At 69.2% G+C, this 19,145-nt stretch carries 20 protein-coding genes; 10 read left to right on the top strand and 10 right to left on the bottom strand.

Translation table 11 applies throughout. The features are described from left to right. Window positions 1-43: 43 nt before the first annotated feature. The 5 genes from AA23TX_RS43810 to ddaH all read right to left on the bottom strand — a co-directional run bounded on the left by AA23TX_RS43810 (window position 44) and on the right by ddaH (window position 5,260). On the bottom strand, window positions 44-1,234 hold the full coding sequence (locus AA23TX_RS43810) for a glycosyltransferase family 4 protein (RefSeq protein WP_155548797.1): 1,191 nt from the start codon (window positions 1,232-1,234) through the stop codon (window positions 44-46). Further along, window positions 1,215-2,531, bottom strand: coding sequence for a nucleotide sugar dehydrogenase (locus AA23TX_RS43805; RefSeq protein ID WP_155548796.1), 1,317 nt, complete (start codon window positions 2,529-2,531; stop codon window positions 1,215-1,217). Before AA23TX_RS43805 ends, AA23TX_RS43810 begins: the two co-directional genes overlap by 20 nt. A gap of 246 nt (window positions 2,532-2,777) precedes the next feature. Next, the gene (locus AA23TX_RS43800; protein WP_155548795.1) at window positions 2,778-3,479 is read right to left on the bottom strand and encodes a glycoside hydrolase family 75 protein; all 702 of its coding nucleotides are present in this window, start codon (window positions 3,477-3,479) and stop codon (window positions 2,778-2,780) included. A gap of 213 nt (window positions 3,480-3,692) precedes the next feature. Then, window positions 3,693-4,352 (bottom strand): polysaccharide deacetylase family protein, encoded by a 660-nt coding sequence (locus AA23TX_RS43795; RefSeq protein ID WP_155548794.1) that lies wholly within the window; start codon window positions 4,350-4,352, stop codon window positions 3,693-3,695. 80 nt (window positions 4,353-4,432) lie between these two features. Beyond that, window positions 4,433-5,260, bottom strand: coding sequence for a dimethylargininase (gene ddaH / locus AA23TX_RS43790; protein ID WP_338422546.1), 828 nt, complete (start codon window positions 5,258-5,260; stop codon window positions 4,433-4,435). 92 nt (window positions 5,261-5,352) lie between these two features. Here ddaH and AA23TX_RS43785 point away from each other — a divergent pair, with 92 nt between their 5' ends. Then, entirely contained in the window at window positions 5,353-5,799 is a 447-nt protein-coding gene (locus AA23TX_RS43785) for an Lrp/AsnC family transcriptional regulator (RefSeq protein WP_155548792.1), read from the top strand. Between the two features lie 350 nt (window positions 5,800-6,149). Here the strand turns inward: AA23TX_RS43785 and AA23TX_RS43780 are convergent, their stop codons facing one another. Then, window positions 6,150-6,518, bottom strand: coding sequence for a hypothetical protein (locus AA23TX_RS43780; RefSeq protein WP_155548791.1), 369 nt, complete (start codon window positions 6,516-6,518; stop codon window positions 6,150-6,152). Between the two features lie 22 nt (window positions 6,519-6,540). Here AA23TX_RS43780 and AA23TX_RS43775 point away from each other — a divergent pair, with 22 nt between their 5' ends. The 4 genes from AA23TX_RS43775 (at window position 6,541) to AA23TX_RS43760 (ending at window position 10,972) form a co-directional block, all read left to right on the top strand. Further along, on the top strand, window positions 6,541-7,296 hold the full coding sequence (locus tag AA23TX_RS43775) for an enoyl-CoA hydratase (protein ID WP_155548790.1): 756 nt from the start codon (window positions 6,541-6,543) through the stop codon (window positions 7,294-7,296). A gap of 262 nt (window positions 7,297-7,558) precedes the next feature. Then, window positions 7,559-9,484: a 2-oxoacid:acceptor oxidoreductase subunit alpha gene (locus tag AA23TX_RS43770; RefSeq protein ID WP_155548789.1), complete on the top strand. Its 1,926-nt coding sequence runs from the start codon at window positions 7,559-7,561 to the stop codon at window positions 9,482-9,484. Continuing rightward, window positions 9,481-10,545, top strand: a complete 1,065-nt coding sequence (locus AA23TX_RS43765) for a 2-oxoacid:ferredoxin oxidoreductase subunit beta (protein WP_155548788.1) — start codon at window positions 9,481-9,483, stop codon at window positions 10,543-10,545. The genes AA23TX_RS43770 and AA23TX_RS43765 overlap by 4 nt, the downstream gene beginning before the upstream one ends. 97 nt (window positions 10,546-10,642) lie before the next feature. After that, the gene (locus AA23TX_RS43760) at window positions 10,643-10,972 is read left to right on the top strand and encodes a VOC family protein (RefSeq protein WP_230863072.1); all 330 of its coding nucleotides are present in this window, start codon (window positions 10,643-10,645) and stop codon (window positions 10,970-10,972) included. 45 nt (window positions 10,973-11,017) lie between these two features. Here the strand turns inward: AA23TX_RS43760 and AA23TX_RS43755 are convergent, their stop codons facing one another. Genes AA23TX_RS43755 through AA23TX_RS43745 form a run of 3 tightly spaced genes read right to left on the bottom strand, consistent with a single transcriptional unit; the run spans window position 11,018 to window position 13,583 of the window. Further along, on the bottom strand, window positions 11,018-12,253 hold the full coding sequence (locus AA23TX_RS43755; protein WP_155548787.1) for a sunset domain-containing protein: 1,236 nt from the start codon (window positions 12,251-12,253) through the stop codon (window positions 11,018-11,020). 17 nt (window positions 12,254-12,270) lie between these two features. After that, entirely contained in the window at window positions 12,271-13,323 is a 1,053-nt protein-coding gene (locus AA23TX_RS43750) for a polyprenyl synthetase family protein (RefSeq protein ID WP_155549456.1), read from the bottom strand. Between the two features lie 59 nt (window positions 13,324-13,382). After that, window positions 13,383-13,583, bottom strand: a complete 201-nt coding sequence (locus tag AA23TX_RS43745) for a hypothetical protein (RefSeq protein ID WP_155548786.1) — start codon at window positions 13,581-13,583, stop codon at window positions 13,383-13,385. Window positions 13,584-13,738: 155 nt separating this feature from the next. Here AA23TX_RS43745 and AA23TX_RS49855 point away from each other — a divergent pair, with 155 nt between their 5' ends. The 5 genes from AA23TX_RS49855 to AA23TX_RS43720 all read left to right on the top strand — a co-directional run bounded on the left by AA23TX_RS49855 (window position 13,739) and on the right by AA23TX_RS43720 (window position 17,541). Next, complete coding sequence (locus AA23TX_RS49855) at window positions 13,739-14,383, top strand: hypothetical protein (RefSeq protein ID WP_196425865.1); 645 nt, start codon at window positions 13,739-13,741, stop codon at window positions 14,381-14,383. A gap of 296 nt (window positions 14,384-14,679) precedes the next feature. Then, the gene (locus AA23TX_RS43735) at window positions 14,680-14,952 is read left to right on the top strand and encodes a hypothetical protein (RefSeq protein ID WP_230863071.1); all 273 of its coding nucleotides are present in this window, start codon (window positions 14,680-14,682) and stop codon (window positions 14,950-14,952) included. Next, window positions 14,952-15,578 carry a DUF3558 domain-containing protein gene (locus tag AA23TX_RS43730; protein ID WP_155548784.1) on the top strand — a complete coding sequence of 209 codons (627 nt, stop codon included), beginning with the start codon at window positions 14,952-14,954 and terminating at the stop codon, window positions 15,576-15,578. The genes AA23TX_RS43735 and AA23TX_RS43730 overlap by 1 nt, the downstream gene beginning before the upstream one ends. Continuing rightward, the gene (locus AA23TX_RS43725) at window positions 15,578-16,843 is read left to right on the top strand and encodes a PPE domain-containing protein (RefSeq protein WP_155548783.1); all 1,266 of its coding nucleotides are present in this window, start codon (window positions 15,578-15,580) and stop codon (window positions 16,841-16,843) included. Before AA23TX_RS43730 ends, AA23TX_RS43725 begins: the two co-directional genes overlap by 1 nt. A gap of 5 nt (window positions 16,844-16,848) precedes the next feature. Then, complete coding sequence (locus AA23TX_RS43720; RefSeq protein ID WP_155548782.1) at window positions 16,849-17,541, top strand: ESX secretion-associated protein EspG; 693 nt, start codon at window positions 16,849-16,851, stop codon at window positions 17,539-17,541. Between the two features lie 31 nt (window positions 17,542-17,572). Here the strand turns inward: AA23TX_RS43720 and nuoN are convergent, their stop codons facing one another. Then, complete coding sequence (gene nuoN, locus AA23TX_RS43715; protein WP_155548781.1) at window positions 17,573-19,144, bottom strand: NADH-quinone oxidoreductase subunit NuoN; 1,572 nt, start codon at window positions 19,142-19,144, stop codon at window positions 17,573-17,575. Window position 19,145 lies beyond the last annotated feature (1 nt).

Raw genomic sequence — 19,145 nt, 5'->3', positions numbered from 1 at the left:
GTGCTTTGGTTACACGTCCGGTGACTTCTTGACCTAACGGCGATCAGGACTTCACGGCGTGCTCATACGCGGCGAGCAAGTTCTTCGCCGAGTTCTCCCACGAGAGCGTGCCGGCGACCCTGGCCTGCCCGAGCTTGCCCATCCGGACTCGCTCCTCCGGGTCGTCGAGCAGCTGCGAGACGAGCTTCGCGAACGCCGCCTCGTCGTTCGCCGGGGCGTAGACCGCCGCGTCGCCCGCCGAAACGCGCGCCTCGCGCAGCTCGAACGAGACGATCGGCTTGCTCATCGCCATGTACTCCATGACCTTGTTCATCGTGGAGACGTCGTTCAGCGGGTTGAGCGGGTCCGGCGACAGGCAGACGTCGGCGGTGGACAGGTAGCGGACCAGGTCCTCGTCGGGGATCCGGCCGGTGAACTCGACCTGGTTGGCCAGCCCGAGCTTGGCCGAGAGCTCGACCATGTCGTCGAAGGCGTCGCCGGAGCCGACGAACACCGCGTGCCAGTCGGTGCGCCCGATCTCGTCCCGCAGCTTCGCGAGCGCGCGCAGGGCGTAGTCGACGCCGTCCTGGGGGCCCATCACGCCGAGGTAGGCGAGCATGAAGGGCTTGCCCTTCTTCAGCTCGGGCTCGACGGGGACCTCGTGGAACCGCTCGACGACCGGGGCGCTGCGCACGACGTAGACGTCTTCGGGCTTCTTGCCGCCGCGGATCCGGGCGACCTGCTTGTAGCTCTCGTTCGTCGAGATGACGACGTCGGCGGCACGGTAGGTGGCGCGTTCGAGGGCGCAGACCCCGCGGTAGAGCAGGTCCTGCCCGCGGTCGAACCGCGAGAGGTACAGCTCCGGGCAGAGGTCGTGCTGGTCGAAGATGAACCGCGCGCCCTGGCGCTTCAGCACCTTCGCGACCAGGTACAGCAGGTCCGGCGGGTTGCAGGCGTGCACGACGTCGACCGGCCCGACCTTCCGGGCCAGCCGCAGCGTGTGCCACAGCGCGCTGCCGTACTCCTGCAGGTAGCCGGCCGGGCCGCCGGTCGCCGCCTTGAGCGGGTACCGGTGGATGTGGACGCCGTCGACGACGGCCTCGGCCTCGGTGTCGCGCTTGGTGCCCTGCGGGCAGATCACGTGGACTTCCCACCCGGCGTCGCGCAGGGTCGTGGACTCCTGCCAGACCCGCCGGTCGAAGGGGACGGACAGGTTTTCGACGAGGATGAGCGCTTTACCAGGCAAGGCCGGCATATCCCTCTTCAAGGCGACGCGTCTCGGCGTCGGGCAGGCGGACGAGGTCGACGATCTCCCGGTCGCCGCCGTGCGGCAGGGCCGCCAGGACGTCGGGGTCCTTGGTGCCGACGAGCAGGACGTCGGCGTGGTCCATCACTTCTTCGACGGACCCGGCGAGCAGCTGGCCGAGGTGCGGCAGGCGCCCCTCGATGTACTCGCGGTTGGCGCCCATCAGCCGCGAGAGGCTGACGTTGGCGTCGTAGATCTTGAGGTCGAAGCCCTTGCCGAGCAGCTTCTCGGCCAATTCGACCAGCGGCGACTCGCGCAGGTCGTCGGTGCCCGGCTTGAACGAGAGCCCGAACAGCCCGACCTTGCGCTTGCCGGTGCGCGCGACCAGGTCGAACGCGCGCTGCAGGTGGTCGGCGTTGGACGCGAGCACGTGCGACAGGATCGGCACGCTGACGTCGGCGCGGTGCGCGGCGTAGACCAGCCCGCGCAGGTCCTTCGGCAGGCAGGAGCCGCCGAAGGCGAAGCCGGGCTTGAGGTAGGCCGGGCTGATGTTGAGCTTGGTGTCGGCGAGGAAGACGTCGATCACCTGGTGCGAGTCGAGGCCGAGGGCCCGGCAGACCGCGCCGAGCTCGTTCGCGAACCCGATCTTCAGTCCGTGGAAGGAGTTGTCGGCGTACTTCGTCATCTCCGCCACCGGGATCGGCACGCGGAAGACCGGGCCGGGCAGCCCCTCGTACAGCCCGGCGACGGCGTCCCCGCTGGCCGCGTCGATCTCGCCGATCACGGTCTTCGGCGGGTCGAAGAAGTCGCGGACGCTGGTGCCCTCGCGCAGGAACTCGGGGTTCACCGCGACGCCGAAGTCGACGCCGGCCGTGCGGCCCGAGGACTTCTCCAGGATCGGGATCAGCAGGTCCAGGCAGGTGCCCGGCAGCATCGTGCTGCGGAAGACGACGGTGTGCCGCTCGCTTTTCTTCGCGATCGCCTCGCCGATCTCCTCGGCGACGCGCTCGAGGTAGACGGTCGAGAGGCTGCCGTTCGGCGCCGACGGCGTGCCGACGCAGATCAGCGAGATCTCGCTGTCGGCGACGGCTTCCGCGACGTCGGTCGTGGCTCTCAGCGCGCCACTCGCGACGACCTCGGCGGTCAGCTCGCCGATCCGCTCCTCGACCACCGGGGCCTTGCCCTGGGTGATGAGGTCGATCTTGACCGGGTTGACGTCCACGCCGACCACCCGGTGCCCCTGCCCCGCCAGGCACGCGGCGGAGACACAACCGACATAACCGAGCCCGAAGACACTGATCCTCACGCCAAAACCTCCGCTATTCCGCGCGACCCTCAAGTTGGTCGGCCGGGCCCCCTGGATCGTTACCGGGAGGGCGGCGAACGGGGTAAAGCGTGAGGAGGCCGTTAGGCGTAACGGTTTTCCCGTGAAAATCGGATGTCGAATTGCATCTTGCAGTGGGTGGGCAACGCGGTCGACGCGGTTGTCGTCAGGCGGTGGCGAGAAGGGGCCGATCCGCCGGATGCGGATCGGCCCCCGGGAAAGCTCGCGTCAGTTGTTGTTCACGAAGGTGGTCGCGAGACTCTGACCCTTGCTCGTCGCGGCCGAGTGGTTCTCGATCGGCGACACCGTCGAGTTCTTGAAGCAGATGTACGTCACACCGGAGTCGGTGCCGCCGTTGGACGGGTCGGGGTTGATGCCGAGGTCCTTCGCCGTCGCGTAGGAGGCTTCACCGATGATCTGCGTCGGCCCGGTGTCGCCGATGACCGCGTACTCGACCTTGCCGTTGTAGATCACGGCGCAGGAGCCGCCACCCTTCAGCTGCGACGACGAGTACTTCCAGATGCTGCTCGAGCTGGGCACCACGATGTAGGGCAGCTTCGCGGCGTTGAGCGGCTTGCCGTCGGACTGGTGGAACGCCGTGTCGTCCTGGTAGCAGCAGTCGGTGTCCTCGTTGCACTGCGAGGAGCGCTGGCCGTCGCAGTCGATGTCCATGTCGGCTTTCCAGAACACGGCGCCGTTGGCGTCGCAGACGGCGACGGTCTTGGCCGAAACGTCTTCGTCGGTCTTGTACTTGCCGTTGGAGATCTGCTTGCAGCTGTTCGTCTTGGCGAGCAGCTGGGCCGCGGTCGGGGCGGCCGCGGTGGTCGCGGGTGCCGCGGCCGGGGCGGGGGCTTGCGCCGCCGACGCGAGGGCCGAGGGCATCACGGCCGCGGCGAGCGCCATGGTCGCGAGCAGGATCAGTTTCCGCATTCCTGGTGCTCCCTTTAGTTAGGAAACTTTCCTTACGGCGGCGAGGCGACCAGGATGCACCCGCGCGAGAGCGCGTACAAGACCCCGCGGTGCGGGAATTTCCCATCAGGTGAGCGAAGTTGACGAAAAGGCTGCTCACCGGAGTCCGGGGCGCGGGACGGGGCCCGGGCGGTGTGCCGATGGCCGGGACCGGCCGGCTCAGCGGAATCCGGCTTAACGGACACCGCGCCGGAACACGCGGCTCACCCAGTTCCCGGCCCGCCGCTGCCCGGCGACGAGCACGTCGTCCAGCCAGTCGCCGTCGAGGTCGTGCCGGAGTTCGGTCCGCGCCTGCAGCCACTCGTCGTGGCTCGCCGCGCCGCCGTCGCTCGTGTACACCCGCGTCGCGCCCGCCTGCCGCAGCCGGCTCAGCACCCGGCGGTCGTACGCGCCGAACGGCAGCGAGAACCGGCGCACCTGACGTCCGCACAGGTCGCCGAGCAGATTCGGCGCGTCGGTCAGCTCGCGACGGGCGTGGCGCTCGTCGAGGTGGCGCCAGTCGCGTGGCTCCCAGCCGTGCGAGCCGATCTCCATCCCCGCGCGCACGAGTTCGCGCAGGCCGCCGCGCTCGAGGTAGCCGCGCTGGCCGAGGCGGCCGGCGAGCGGGAAGAACTCCGCCGTCAACCCGCGGTCGACCAGCCTCGGCAGGGCGATCTCGACGTCCGACTCGTTGCCGTCGTCGAACGTGAGGTGGACGTCTTCGCGCTCGGCGACGGCCTCGAGCAGCTGCTCGAACTGCTCGACCGTCACCCAGCGCTCGTTCTCGCCCGGGTCGAGCTGACGCGCCGGCCGCCCGATCCCGTGCAGGGCGAGGTTCACCGTCACCACTCCCACCGCCTGCCACCGCGAGTAGTCGATTTGTTACCTCGATTAATCGCCATGGCAAACGGGTGAGTTACAGGATTCGGCGAAAATCAGCCCTTCCGGATTTCCAGGGTGCAGCACTTGGGTCCGCCGCCGGCTTTCCGCAGCTCGGAGATGTCGACGTAGACCGGCTCGTACCCCCGATCGGCGAGGAGTTCACCCAACCGGGTGGCCTCGACGGGCAGGACGACATTGCGGCCATCGGAGACGCCGTTGAGGCCGAAACACTCCGCGTCTTCTTTCGTCGCTCGCACGGCGTCGGGGAACAGCCGCTCCAGCACGCGGCGCGTGCCGGCCGAGAACGCCTCCGGGTAGTAGACGATCTGCGCGCGCGTCGTGTCCGTCGCTTCGGCGAGCACGAACAACGCCGTGTCGAGGTGGTAGTACAGCGGGTCGACCAGGTGCAGCGAGACGACCGGGACGCCGAGGACCTCCTGGGCTTCGGCGTGCGCGGCCGGGTCGGTGCGGAAGCCGGTGCCGGCCAGCAGCAGGGTGCCGGTCCAGGCGAAGTCGCCCTCGGCCTCGTTGATCTTCTCCGGCATGGTGATGTCGCGGTAGCCGTGCTCGACGAACCAGCGGCGGAAGTGCTCGGCCTCGGCGGCGCGCTGCGGCGCGCGGAACCGGGAGCCGAGCACGCGGCCGTCGACGACCGTGCCGGAGTTCGCGGCGAAGACCATGTCGGGCAGGCCGGGCTGGGCGTCGATCTCCTCGACGGTGTGGCCGAGGCGGCGGTAGGTGTCGCGCAGCTCGGTCCACTGCGCCATCGCGACGTCGGCGCTGACCGGCTGGGTCGGGTCCATCCAGGGGTTGATCACGTAGTCCACCGCGAAGTGGCGCGGGGGGCACATCAGGTATCGACGGGTGGTCGGTACGCGCATTGGCGATGATCCCTGCATGATTGTAGGGTAAGGGGCGCCTAATATCGCAATCAATCGCTGTTCGCTGCGCGTATCTGTGCTAAGTGTTGCGTGTGAACACCATCGACCAGCGAATCGTTTCGTGCCTCGTGGCGAACGCGCGCTCCAGCTACGCGGAGATCGGCAAAGTGGTCGGCCTGTCCGCCCCGGCGGTGAAGCGGCGGGTCGACCGGCTCCTCGAAACGGGCATCCTGCGGGGCTTCACGGCGGTGGTCGACCCGGAGGCGCTGGGGTGGGGAACGGAGGCGTTCGTCGAGGTCACGTGCCAGGGCAACATCACGCCGGCCCGCATCCGCGCCCGGCTGGAGCCGCTGCCGGAGGTGGTGGCGGCGTACACGGTATCGGGAGCGGCGGACGCGATCGTCCACCTGCGAGCGGCGGACATCCATCACCTGGAGACGGCGCTGGAGCGGCTGCGCGGGCTGGAGATCGTGGACCGGACGGTATCGACGGTGGTGCTTTCCCGGCTGCTGGAGCGGCCCCCGACCCCGGAGAGCTGAGCGGGCGCGCGCCTCCGGCCCCCTTCTTCCAGCCTAGCGGCGCGTACCGACAGTTCTGGGCGGATGCGCGCGGGGTGCGCGGGACCGGTCCCCAGGTCGCGGCACTTGTGGACAGGTCCGCGCGCTTTCGCCCAGCCCCGTGGCACCTGGCGACAGCCGCCGCTTCTTCCACCGGCCGCAGCGCAGGTGGACAAGTCCGCGCGCTTTCACACCGCCCCGCGGCACCCGGGGACAGCCGCCGCATCTTCCACAGGCCGCGGCACTTGTGGACAGGTCCGCGCCCCGGGGCATCGGGGCCGCCGAACTGTCGGCCGTCGCCGATACGCTGGACACCGGGGCCGGAGGCCTGCTCAGCTCGCGAGAGCCCGCAGGACCAGGGGTGCCTCGTCCGGGTGCAGGCGCAGCTCGGTGCGGCCGCCCGCCGCGTGGAACGTCACCGCCTGCCGGTCGACCGCCTGCATCGTCAGCTCGCCCGGGTCGAACTCCGCCGGTTCTCCCCCCACCGGGAGCCACCGCACCGGGCCGTCACCCACCGCCAGCCTGCCTCGGCGTTCGCGACCGGCCGTCAGCTCCTCGAAGCGCAGTACGCACGGGATCTCGACTCGCGCGCCGCGCGCGAGGGCCGCAGCCCGGGATCGGCGACGGCGGCCGCCGAACAGCTCCGTCATGTCGATCATCGTCAGCAGGTTGCCCACCAGCACCACCAGCAATTCCCCCATGCACCACTAATACCCTGACGCGATGACCGACAGCATCGTCAGCGAGCACACCGGAGGCGTCGCGCTGCTGACCGTCGACGCGCCCGGCAGCCGCAACGCGCTCACCCTCGACCTCTCCGCCCAGCTCGCGGCCGCCGTCGAAGCCGCCGAACAGGACGAGTCGATCCACGCCGTCGTCGTCACCGGCACGCCGCCCGCCTTCTGCGCCGGCGCCGATCTCGCCGCGCTCGGCCGCGCCGACGAAGCCGGCCTGCGCGCCATCTACGAGGGCTTCCTCGCCGTCGCGCGGTGCGCGCTGCCGACCATCGCCGCGGTCGGGGGCGCCGCCGTCGGGGCCGGGCTGAACCTGGCGCTCGCCGCCGACGTCCGGCTCGCCGGGCCGCGCGCCAAGTTCGTCGCCCGGTTCCTCGAGCTCGGGCTGCACCCCGGCGGCGGGATGACGTGGATGACGCAACGCCTGGCCGGCCCCCAGCAGGCCGCGGCGATGACGTTGTTCGGGCAGCCGCTCGACGCCGATGCCGCCGTACGGGCCGGGCTGGCCCTCAAAGTCGTCGAAGGCGACCTCATCGACGCCGCGCTGGAGCTCGCCGCCCCGGCGGTCGCCGCGCCGCGGGAGGCGCTGCTGGCCACCAAGCGCAGCCTCCGGACGACCGCCTCGCTGGCCGCGCACGCCGACGCCGTCGACGTCGAGATCGAGCCGCAGCTCGCGTCGCTGGCTTCGCCGGAGTTCGCCGAACGGCTCGAGGCCATGCGGGCGCGGATCCGTTCCCACTCCTGATCCCAGCAGGTGGACACCCCTACGCGAGACACGAGTCACAGCGAGGACAGGGGTTTACCCGTTACCATCAGTTACACATATTTGTCGGACCAGCGCAGGAGAACCGGTAGCGCAGCAATGAGGTCGCTCCGGACGCCGGGAGTCTAGGAACATCGTGGTCGGGCGCGAGCTAACCTCGTGGTAGGGCCTGGTGATCCGCGTGTCACTGCACCGGGCAGGCGACCGATGGCCGCAACGTCGGGAGAGAGGGAATCCCTGACCCATGAGCACGAGTGCGAACGGCAACGGCGCTGGTCACGGCTCGCTCGCCGCGACCAGGCCGACCGAGATCAGCAAGCTGGACCGGGTCGTCATCCGGTTCGCCGGCGACTCGGGTGACGGCATGCAGCTGACCGGCGACCGCTTCACGTCCGAGGCCGCCGCGTTCGGCAACGACCTGTCGACGATGCCGAACTTCCCCGCCGAGATCCGCGCGCCGCAGGGCACGATCCCCGGCGTCTCGAGCTTCCAGGTGCACTTCGCCGACTACGACATCCTCACGCCCGGCGACCGCCCGGACGTGCTGGTGGCGATGAACCCGGCCGCGCTCAAGGCGAACCTCGGCGACGTCCCGCGCGGTGGGACGATCATCCTCAACACCGATGACTTCATCAAGCGCAACCTGACCAAGGTCGGCTACGCCACCGACCCGCTCGACGACGACACGCTCGCGCCCTACCAGGTGCACCGGGTCGCCATGTCGACGCTGACCCAGGGCGCGCTCGCCGACACCGGCCTCGGCAAGAAGGACGCCGAGCGCTGCAAGAACATGTTCGCCCTCGGCCTGCTGTCGTGGATGTACCACCGGCCCACCGAGGGCACCGAGCGGTTCCTGCGCGAGAAGTTCGCGAAGAAGCCGGACATCGCCGAGGCCAACATCCTGGCCTTCCGGGCCGGCTGGAACTACGGCGAGACCACCGAGTCGTTCGCGACGACGTTCCAGGTCGCGCCGGCGAAGCTGGCCCAGGGCACCTACCGGCAGATCACCGGCAACACCGCGCTCGCCTACGGGATCGTGGCCGCCGGGCAGCGCTCCGGCCTGCAGATCCTGCTCGGGACCTACCCGATCACGCCGGCGTCGGACATCCTCCACGAGCTGTCCAAGCACAAGAACTTCGGCATCATCACCTTCCAGGCCGAGGACGAGATCGCCGGCATCGGCGCCGCCCTCGGCGCGTCGTACGGCGGCGCGCTCGGCGTCACCTCGACGTCCGGCCCGGGTGTCGCGCTGAAGTCCGAAGCCGTCGGCCTCGGCGTGATGGTGGAGCTGCCACTGGTCGTCATCGACGTCCAGCGCGGTGGCCCGTCGACCGGCCTGCCGACCAAGACCGAACAGGCCGACCTGCTGCAGGCGATGTTCGGCCGCAACGGCGAGTCGCCGGTCCCGATCGTCGCGCCGCTGTCCCCCGCGGACTGCTTCGACGCGGCCGTCGAGGCCACCCGGATCGCGCTCAAGTACCGCACGCCGGTGCTGCTGCTCTCGGACGGCGCGATCGCCAACGGCTCCGAGCCGTGGCTGATCCCGGACGTCGAGACGCTGCCCGACCTGCGCGTCGAGTTTGCGTCCGAGCCGAACGCCGACAACGACTCCGGCGAGTTCTGGCCGTACGTGCGCGACCCCGAGACGCTCGCCCGCGCCTGGGCCATCCCGGGCACCCCCGGGCTGCAGCACCGCATCGGCGGGCTGGAGAAGGCCGACAAGACCGGCCACATCTCCTACGACCCGGACAACCACGACAAGATGGTCCGGCTGCGGCAGGCGAAGATCGACGGCATCGACGTCCCCGACCTGGTCGTCGACGACCCGAGCGGCGGCAAGGCCCGCGTGCTCGCGCTGGGCTGGGGCAGCTCGTTCGGCCCGATCGGCGCGGCGTGCCGGCGGGTGCGCAAGCTCGGGATGCCGATCGCGCAGGCCCACCTGCGCCACCTCAACCCGCTGCCGACCAACCTCGGCGACGTCCTGCGCAGCTACGACAAGGTCGTGGTGCCGGAGATGAACCTCGGCCAGCTGTCCCTGCTGCTGCGCGCGAAGTACCTGGTGGACGTCCACTCGCACACCAAGGTCGCCGGGATGGCGTTCAAGGCCGAAGAGCTGCAGAACCTGTTCTCGGAGATCATCACGAGCATCACTACGGAGGCGGCGAAGTGACCGCGATCGACATCGGGCTTCCGGCCATCGGTGGCCTCGACCTCGTGCCCACCACCGAAGAGCCCCAGAAGGCCAAGGACTACAAGTCCGACCAGGAAGTCCGCTGGTGCCCCGGCTGCGGCGACTACGTCGTGCTCAACGCGGTGCAGTCCTTCTTGCCCACGCTGGGCCTCAAGCGCGAGAACATCGTGTTCATCTCGGGCATCGGCTGCTCGTCGCGCTTCCCGTACTACCTCAACACCTACGGCATGCACTCGATCCACGGTCGCGCGCCGTCGATCGCGACCGGGCTCGCGACCACGCGCCCGGACCTGTCGGTGTGGGTCGTCACCGGTGACGGCGACGCGCTGTCCATCGGCGGCAACCACCTGATCCACGCGCTGCGCCGCAACGTGAACATCAAGATCCTGCTGTTCAACAACCGGATCTACGGTCTGACCAAGGGCCAGTACTCCCCGACTTCGGGCCAGGGCATGGTCACCAAGTCGACGCCGATGGGGTCGGTGGACACGCCGTTCAACCCGCTCTCGCTGGCGATCGGCGCGGAGGCGTCGTTCGTGGGCCGGGCGATGGACTCCGACCGCAAGGGCCTGACCGAGGTCCTGCAGGCCGCGGCCGAGCACCGCGGGTCGGCGCTGGTGGAGATCTACCAGAACTGCCCGATCTTCAACGACGGCGCGTTCGACGTCCTCAAGGACGCCGACGAGGCCGCCACCCGGCTGATCCCGCTGCGCGCGGGCGAGCCGATCCGCTTCGGCCCCAACCAGGAGTTCGGCGTCAAGCGCGGCGAGTGGGGCGGCCTGGACGTCGCGAAGGTCGCCGACATCGGCGAAGACAACGTCGTGGTGCACGACCCGTCGATCCAGGACACGTCGTACGCGTTCGCGTTGTCGCGGCTGGGCGACCAGAGCCTCAACCACGTCCCGACGGGCATCCTCCGCCAGGTCGAGCGCCCGACGTACGACGACGGCGCCCGCGCCCAGGTCGAGCAGGCCCGCGCGGCCCGCAAGCCCGACCTGCAGGGCCTCCTGCGCGGCAAGGACACCTGGACGGTCGCGTAGCTTTTCGCTTCTCCGAAGGCCGCCACGCCCCGCGCGTGGCGGCCTTCGCCGTTTCGGGGGTTGCCAGACTTAGGACACGTGTCCTAAGTTTTGGGTCATGCGACCTTTCGTGTTCTTCGACGTCCGGACGTCCGATGTGGACGGCACCAAGCGGTTCTTCGGCGAGTTGCTCGGCTGGCAGACGTCCGGTGCCCTGCTGACCGACGGCGGTGCGCCGTGGGGCGGCCTGACCGAGCTGGCTCCCGGCGACGACCGCGCGCCGCAGTGGCTGCCCTACGCGCCGGTGTCCGATGTGGACTCCGCGGCGGCGAAAGCCGTGGCGTTGGGCGGAAAGATCGTGCGCGAGCGCACCGACCTTCCGGTCGGCTCCCTGGTCGTCGTCACCGATCCCGGCGGCGCGGCCCTGGTCCTGTTCCAGGCGGCGTGAAACGACGAAGGGCCGCCCGGAGGCGGCCCTTCGTCACGGGAAAACTCAGCTGAGCGGCCGGAACCCGACCCGCTCGGCGTCCTCGGCGGTCCGGAACCACACCTCGGCCACCATCTTCGGGAACTGCGCCGATTCGTCGGTGCAGTACCGCAACGCCGTCACGCTCGCCTTCACCTCGAACCCGTCACCCGGCCGGCCGCCACCGGGCCGCGGCATCGCCGAACCGGGGCCGAACGGGCCGGGCGGGACCGCGTCGGCGGGCTGCTGCCGCGCGGGCGGGGGCTCCGGTGCCGCGAGGGCGGCCTGGTTCGGCTGCACCGACGGCTCGAACAGCGAACCGCTGTGCCCGCCGGAGTGGTCGGTCTCGCGCCGCTCGACGGTGCGCATCGACGGCTGGATCGGTTGCGGCGTCTCGAATCCGCCGCGCAGCGCCTCCCGGGGCTGCCGCTTCGGCAGCACCTGCGTCGCTTCGGCCGGGGTCTCCGGCGGCACGTCCGGGTCGCCGTCGTCGCCGGCGAACGCGTACTGCGGCGCCTCCTCCGGCTCGTCCTCGTCGACCTGGTCGCCGCCGACCGACAGGTAGCGCGTGCGCTCCATCGGCTCCTCGAACGCCGAGCGCTCCGACGGCGGCTCGTGGTCGAACCAGTCCGGCGCCGGCGCGTCCTCGCCCGGGGGCTGGAACAGCGATCCGGCGGCGGGCTCCGGGTCGAGCTGCTGCTCGAGCCGGGAGAGCGCCGGCGTGACGGGCTCGAGTTCGTCTTCGGGCGCCAGGTACTCGGTCGCGGCGGCGCGGTACGGGTCCTCGGCCTCCGGGTCGGCGACCGGGGCCATGACCTGGGTCTCCGAGGCCCGGTACGCAGCGTCGTCCTCGCGCTCGAGGTCCGGCTCCGGCCGGAAGGCGTCGTCCGGGTCCGGGTGGCTGCCCGGCGGGACCTGCGAGTCCAGCTCGGCGAAGTCCGCGTCGATGTCGTCGTGGACGTCGTCGCGGTTGTACGGCGCCGGGGCGACGAGCGTCCCCGGGTAGGAGGTCTCCTGCCGCACGGGCTCCGGCTCCGGGCGCGGCTCGGGCCGCGGCTCCGGCCGGAAGACCTCGGTGCCCGGCGCGGCCAGCCCGGCGGCGTTCGCGGGCGTGCGCGCGGCGTCGGCGTGGGCCTGCGCCAGCGAACTCTCCAGCTTGCGAACGCTCCTGCGGAGCGGCAGCACCAGCACCAGCCAGGTGAGCAGCACCCCGACGAAGAACGCCGCGAGACTCCACAGCCAAACCTGTCCGAAAATGGACATCTCTTTCCTGCCCCTGTTTAGTGCGTGCGCGCGACCAGGTAGTCGGCGACCGACTCGCACGCGTCCCGGGCGGGTGACGCGGGCAACGCGGCAAGCTCGGCTCGCGCGCGCTGAGCGTAGTCGGAAAGGGTGACGCGTGCTCGATCGAGTCCGCTACTCGCCCGGAGCAGCTCCAGGGCTTCCTGGACGACGGCGTCGTCGGCGATCGGGCCCGACAGCAGCTCGATGAGCCGCGGGTCCGTGCCCGGGTCGGCCAGCGCGTACAGCATGGGCAGCGTCCGGACGCCTTCGCGCAGGTCGGTGCCCTGCGCCTTGCCGAGCTCGTCGGACGGCGACGCGATGTCGATGATGTCGTCGGAGATCTGGAACGCGGCGCCGATGATGTCGCCGAAGCGCCGGAGCGCGCCGATGTGCTCGTCGGCGGCACCGGACATCATCCCGCCGAACCGGCCGGAGGTGGCGATCAGCGAGCCGGTCTTCTGCCCGATCACGGTGAGGTAGTGCGCGACGGCGTCGTCACCCGGTCCGGGGCCGACGGTCTCGCGCATCTGGCCGGTGACCAGCTCGCCGAAGGTCTCGGCGATGATCCGCGCCGCGTCCGTGCCCAGGTCGGCGACCAGACGGGAGGCGTGGGCGAAGAGGAAGTCGCCGGTGAGGATGGCGATGGTGTTGTCCCAGCGCGAGTTGACGCTCTCGGCGCCGCGGCGCATGTCCGCCTCGTCCATGACGTCGTCGTGGTAGAGCGTGGCGAGGTGCACCAGCTCGACCGCGGCGGCGGCGATCACGACGTGGTCGTCCTGCTTCGGGCCGAACTGCGCGGACAGCAGGGTGAACAGCGGACGGAAGCGTTTGCCCCCCGCCTCGACCAGGTGCAACGCGGCGTCGTTGACGGCCTGGACGTCACTGCGGACGACCTCGCGCAACAGCTTCTCGACGTCGGCCAGCCCGGTGGCGATCGTGCGCAGCAGGGTCTCGTCGGCGATCTGCAGGCCGACCGACGCGCGCAGGTCCTCGAGGGCGCCACCCGGCGCAGCGGGGAGGGATCCCGCCCCGGGGGCTGGGGAAGGCACAGACACGTCGGCTCCGCTCTACTCGTGCACCGGTCGGGTTATCGCCTTGAGCGTAGTGGCTACCCCGCGCCGCCGTTTACCCGCTGTCCTGCGGAAACGGTGACGAACATGACACCTCGGCGCCGAGTGGCGTCGTCACCCGGAGCGACCTCGACGGCGACCCGGAAGCCGAAGCCGCCGGGGTGGTGACTGTAGGTGAGTGTGCCTTCCGGGTTGAAGGACTGTCCGCCGAGGTCGTCGGCCTGCGCATCGAGATACAAGGGTGTATCCGGATACCGCCGGGATTATCCGAAGGGTGGTTCATGATCCACGAAGGGGTGATCAGCGGTTTCGGGCGCAACGGACGTCTCCGGCGGGCGGATATTCAGCTTCGAGGAAGAGCGTCGCTCTCCCCGATCGTCAAGGAGGACGCGACATGCGCAACACCATCGGCGCACTCACCGGCACAGTGATCTTGGCCGGGTTGGCCCTGGCCGCACCCGCCCAGGCCGCGCCCCAACCGGGCGTCGCCCAGATCGGCTCGGCCGACTTCACCAAGGGCGACACGGCGATCAAGGTGCCGGTCCAGGGCAAGTGCTCGGTCGACGGCCCGACGAGCGCAACGGCCCAGAAGGTGACGAAGACGGGCATCGTCTTCGGCGGCGGCACCTCGTCCTGCACGACAACGGTGACGGACCCGGAAACGGACGCGACCTCGACCAAGTCCACGGCGACGGGCAAGGCGTTCGAGCTCTCGGCACTGGTGAGCGCGGGCGGGCCGCGGATCAAGCTGGCGACGTACACGGTGACGTGCACGGCAACCCAGACGCAGACGAACGCGAACTGGAGCTACGGCGGGATGTCGGGCATCACGAACCCGCCGAGCCCGGTCCCGGTGGGGTACACGACGCCGATCAAGAAGTCCAACGGAACGGTGCTGGCGAACGCGGTGTTCAACATCCAGAACCTCCCGGGCGACGGCAGCATCGGACTGACGATGCTGCGGATCGACTTCCTCCCGGCGTCGGGAATCAGCGGCCAGGTGGTGCTGGGCCACACATCCTGTTCACCCACGCCGTAACAGCGATTCCGGGGGCCGCAGCCGGTATGCGGCCCCCGTTTCTTTCCCGGCTTTCGGGGTGGGGAACCCTGGTAGTCTGCTGGCCGTCGGATACGCAGGGTGCGCGGGGTGAAGCACACTGCAAGCTAGGGGAGAGCTGATGACGACGGGGTCGAGGGATGCCTGAGGGACCGATTTACGACCCGCGGGGTGGGCCGGGGGTACCGGTGGGTCCGGTTGTGCGTGAGGCTGGGTCTTATGGGGGCGGGGCCGGCGGTGCGGGGTTCAGCTACGACGAGGCGACACTTCGTGAGTTGATGCACGAGTGGAACGACTTGGCCAACGAGTTCAAGCTCGACCAGGAGCACGCGATCGTCCTCGCGCGTACCCAGGGTCCTGGTGCCGAGTACGCGAGCGGCGGTAATGCCGAAAGAATCCAGCTTTCGGGGAATGCGCTGATCCAGACACTCAGCCAGCGCGAAGACTACTGCCGGAGTATGGCTGCCAAGTTCAAGGCTGCTCTGGGAAAGTACGCAAGTACTGAGGACGACCAGGCCGCCGAAATCAAGCAGACCGGAGGTAGCCTCTGATGCGCGGCACCATCCTCGTACTCAGCGCATTGCTACTCGCCATTGCGGCCTGCTCGACCACGAATCCGGGTACCCCGTCACCTGCAGGCGGTACAGCGAGCACGAACACCTCATCTGAGACCGGAAGCAACGTGCCTGGTCCGGGGGTCCCCAAGGTCCCAAGTCCGATCGATATCACACGATTCAAGCAGAACCCGTGCAATGCGCTGAACACCAACCAAGTCGCGGGCCTACTGGGATCCGGAGTATCCGGGAAATCCGACTTGCAAGCACCTGCCGGACCCAGTTGCGCTTGGGACTCACCTGACGTATCCCAGGCCGGCATAGCGGTCATCTTCACGGGAGCGGACCAACTTGGCCTGACCAGCGTCTATGCGGCAAAGGGCAAGCAGTACCAGTTCTTCCAACCCCTGACAGCCATCGATGGTTTTCCGATTGTGGCGTACGGCGTGAACGACGAGCGAACCACCCGCGGCCGCTGCGCTGTTGCCCTGGGAGTGAGCGACACGCAGGTTGTGGACATCCATGTTTCACAATCTGAGGGCAATATCGGGAAGAAAGACCCCTGTGAGGCAGCTCACGACATCGCTTCACAGATGCTCGGCAACCTCCGTGGAGCGAACTGATGGCCACCGAAGGCCCACTGACGGCAGCCCAAATCTACGAGCAGATCACCGGCGGAAACGGCAGCCAGTCGCTGGGAGATGCTCATGACAGCGCTACCCACCTGACCAATCGGATGATCGAGCGGGCTCAGCGGATCAACGCTCTGCGCGCCAAGACCATGTCGGGGTGGCAGGGTGACGCGGGGCAATCTGCCGCTGATGCCACTCTTCCTCTCGTTCAAGCCGCCGCTGATGATGCTGTTCATCTTGAGACTGCTCGGACTGCTGTGGGTGCTCAGATGGATGCCTTCGGGACCGCCAAGAACTCCGTCAAGCCCGTTTCCGCTCAACCTCCCGAGATCACCGCGGTGGATGTCCTTCACGCCATCAACGGAGATGGCATTGGCTCCTACAAAACCAAAGTCGCCGGCTGGCAAGCCGACAGCCAGGCCAACATCGATGCCTTCAGTGCCTATCACTCCGCCAGTGGCACCAATGGTGAGCAGATGCCCGCCCGGTACGCGCAGCTCTCGAACTCGGGCTCCCCCATCGGGATGACCGAGGACACCCAGCGCAAGGCCGGCCCCACCGATACCGGTGAGTGGGCTCGAAACCCGCGGCAGCCGCAAGTACCCGCGCAGCAGAACCGGCAGACCGTCCAACCCGGACAGAACCAGGTTCGCAACCAGGTGCAAAACCAAGTCCAGAAACAGAACCAGACGCAAAACCAGAACGTCCGGCTGCCCGGCAGCAACGACCCGGACGGCACCTACGCCAATAGCTACGTCCCCAAGCCCGTCGCCGCTCAGGGTGGGTATCAGTTCGGGCCCACCGGGCAGCCCGGGAGCAACGGCGGCAACCTCGGCGGGAACACCTTCGGACCTGGCACCGGTGGCTACACCGGCGGCGGATTCGGGCCCGGCACCGGCGGATACGGAAGCGGCACGAGCACCGGCTACCGGCCAGGCGGAGTGGCAGGCACCGGGCCGGGCACCGGATCGGGAACAGGAACGAACCCGGGCACAGGCATGCGTGGCCCCGGACCGAACACCGGCGCCCGGCTCCCGGAAGAACGCCTCCCCAACTCGGCGCCACCCCGCGGAGCCACCGGGCAACGAGGCGCCAACGGCATGCCCATGACCACCCCCGCCGGCGGGCGCAAAGACGAAGACAAAGAAAAGAAAATTGCCGCCTACCTCCGCAACGCCGACCCCGACGAAACCTTCGGCGGGTTCACCGAAAAGCCGATGCCTCCGGTAATCGGCGAGCACCGGCCCAAGAACTAGACACCATGCTCAAAGCCGAACTCACGCTGAACACCCTGCTCACCGCCCTGCGCAACGCCGGCGGTGGCGACTCGCACCCGGTCTTCGCCCAAGGACTCCGGTACGTCCCGCCCAGCGCCGAACGCGGGGTGAACCGCGAAGCCTTCGAAGAACTCAGCCACCACGGCTTCACCCAAGGCGACGGCTACACCCCCGAATTCGAAGACGTCCTCCGCATCATCGACGACCCGGCACGAGAGTTCTACGCCTATGCCCGCGACACCGAAAGCCAGATCGGCATCCTCGTCGCCGCGCTGAACCGCTCCGCCGTCAGTGTTGTCTGCCGGGGCGAGACCGTCGAACTCAGCGAGGTCTCCCCCGATACCCACCCCGCCGACGCCCTCGTCGCACGACTGCCACCGTGGCAAAGCGCGCCGATCAAGCCCTTCTCGCTTCCGCAAAAGGACTTTCAACCGCACGAAGAAAGCGACATCTTCGACGACGCCCCTGCCCGGAGCCGGGAGGCGCAGGAACTCGATGCCTTCTTCCAGCAGCCCCACTTCGGCCTCGGGCAGCTCTACGCCGGAACCACGACGGTCCACTACCTCGATCTCGACGCCGGGCGCGTCGGGATCTCCCTCGCCGATGGCTACATCAGCGTCCTGCCCGGCGAACCGAAGCAACTGAGCCACAAACTGAAGGCCGCCACCCCCGCGTAGCGAGAGTGGCGGCCCGGAAACGAAACACAGCTCAGGAGGCGAACCCGCCCGCGCCGGCCCAGCCGAGGGCGAAGGCCGGTACCAGGCCCAGGATCAACGTCACCGCCGTGCCCAGGAAGATCGCCGTTCCCGTGCCGAAGCCCGGGACCGATACCGAGGGGCCGTCGGCCGCCGGCTCGGAGAAGTACATCAGGACGATCACCCTCAGGTAGAAGAACGCCGCCACCGCGCTGAACACCAGCGCCACCACGACCAGGGGGGCCATTCCGTCCGACAGTGCCGCCGAGAACACCACGAACTTGCCGACGAAGCCCGATGTCAACGGAATGCCCGCCAGGGCCAGGAGCAAGAACGTGAAGACGCCCGCCAGCAAGGGTGACCGCTTCGCCAGCCCGGCCCACGCTGAGAGGTGCGTCGCCTCGCCCGAAGAATCGCGGACCAGGCTGATCACGCCGAACGCCGCCAGCGTCGTGAAGCCGTACGCCAGCAGGTAGAACAGCGTGCTCGACAGCCCGTCGCGGGTCATCGCGATCGCGCCGATCAGGAGGAAGCCCGCGTGGGCGATCGACGAGTACGCGATCATGCGCTTGACGTCCGTCTGGGTCAGGCCCAGCACCGCGCCGATCACCATCGAGATGATCGCCACGCCCCAGAGGACGCCGCGCCACTCCCAGCTGGTCGAGCCGAACGCCACCGACAGCACCCGCAGGATCCCGCCGAACGCCGCGACCTTCGTGCACGCCGCCATGAACGCCGTCACCGGCGTCGGGGCTCCCTGGTACACGTCCGGGGTCCAGGTGTGGAACGGGCCGACCGAACCCTTGAACAGCAGGCCGACCACCAGCAGGCCGAGGCCCGCGAACAGCAGCGTGTCCGACCGGTCCGAGCCCGCCGCCGCGGCCGCGATGTCCGCCAGCTTCACGGAGTTCGCGTAGCCGTACAGCAGCGCCAGCCCGTAGAGGAAGAACGCCGAGGAGAACGCGCCGAGCAGGAAGTACTTGACCGCCGACTCCTGCGACAGCAAACGCCGCCGCCGTGCGAGGCCGCACATCAGGTACAGCGGCAGCGAAAGCACTTCCAGCGCGATGAACATCGTCAGCAGGTCGTTCGACGCGCAGAACGCCATCATGCCGCCGAGCGCGAACAGCGTCAGCGGGAACACCTCGGTCTGCATGACCGTCGCCGTCTGGGCGCGGTCCTGGACCGTGCCCGGGCGGATGCCGGCCTGCGCGACCAGCGCGCCGCCCGGCTCGACCACGCGGTCGGAGATCAGCAGCACCGCGCCGACCGCCAGGGCGAGCAGCGTGCCCCAGAGGAACAGCGCCGGCTTGTCGATCGAGATCGCGCCACTGAACGTCTTGACGCCGCCCGCGGGCGCGTCGCCCGTGGCGTAGAGGATCAGGCTGACGCCGGCCACGACGATCGCCAGCAGGCTCAGCCCGACCTGCAGGCCGAACCGCGAGCGCTTCGAGGCGAACGCCTCGACCAGCACGCTGACGCACGCCGCGCCGAAGATGATCAGCATCGGCAGGACCGCCGGGTAGTCCACCGACGGCGTCACGATCGCCGGCTCCGGTGCCTGGGTCAGGAGGATGTCGAGCACG

The sequence above is a fragment of the Amycolatopsis camponoti genome, from assembly GCF_902497555.1.
In the GTDB taxonomy this organism is placed as follows: Bacteria; Actinomycetota; Actinomycetes; order Mycobacteriales; family Pseudonocardiaceae; genus Amycolatopsis; species Amycolatopsis camponoti.
This window is presented reverse-complemented; position numbering and strand designations above follow the sequence as displayed.

Bases quoted from the DNA above. Each gene is read 5' to 3' on its own strand.
- AA23TX_RS43810 (WP_155548797.1), bottom strand. From the start codon at position 1,234: ATGCCGGCCTTGCCTGGTAAAGCGCTCATCCTCGTCGAAAACCTGTCC.
- AA23TX_RS43800 (WP_155548795.1), bottom strand. From the start codon at position 3,479: ATGCGGAAACTGATCCTGCTCGCGACCATGGCGCTCGCCGCGGCCGTG.
- ddaH (WP_338422546.1), bottom strand. From the start codon at position 5,260: ATGCGCGTACCGACCACCCGTCGATACCTGATGTGCCCCCCGCGCCAC.
- AA23TX_RS43780 (WP_155548791.1), bottom strand. From the start codon at position 6,518: ATGGGGGAATTGCTGGTGGTGCTGGTGGGCAACCTGCTGACGATGATC.
- AA23TX_RS43775 (WP_155548790.1), top strand. From the start codon at position 6,541: ATGACCGACAGCATCGTCAGCGAGCACACCGGAGGCGTCGCGCTGCTG.
- AA23TX_RS43770 (WP_155548789.1), top strand. From the start codon at position 7,559: ATGAGCACGAGTGCGAACGGCAACGGCGCTGGTCACGGCTCGCTCGCC.
- AA23TX_RS43760 (WP_230863072.1), top strand. From the start codon at position 10,643: ATGCGACCTTTCGTGTTCTTCGACGTCCGGACGTCCGATGTGGACGGC.
- AA23TX_RS43755 (WP_155548787.1), bottom strand. From the start codon at position 12,253: ATGTCCATTTTCGGACAGGTTTGGCTGTGGAGTCTCGCGGCGTTCTTC.
- AA23TX_RS49855 (WP_196425865.1), top strand. From the start codon at position 13,739: ATGCGCAACACCATCGGCGCACTCACCGGCACAGTGATCTTGGCCGGG.
- AA23TX_RS43735 (WP_230863071.1), top strand. From the start codon at position 14,680: ATGCACGAGTGGAACGACTTGGCCAACGAGTTCAAGCTCGACCAGGAG.
- AA23TX_RS43730 (WP_155548784.1), top strand. From the start codon at position 14,952: ATGCGCGGCACCATCCTCGTACTCAGCGCATTGCTACTCGCCATTGCG.
- AA23TX_RS43725 (WP_155548783.1), top strand. From the start codon at position 15,578: ATGGCCACCGAAGGCCCACTGACGGCAGCCCAAATCTACGAGCAGATC.
- AA23TX_RS43720 (WP_155548782.1), top strand. From the start codon at position 16,849: ATGCTCAAAGCCGAACTCACGCTGAACACCCTGCTCACCGCCCTGCGC.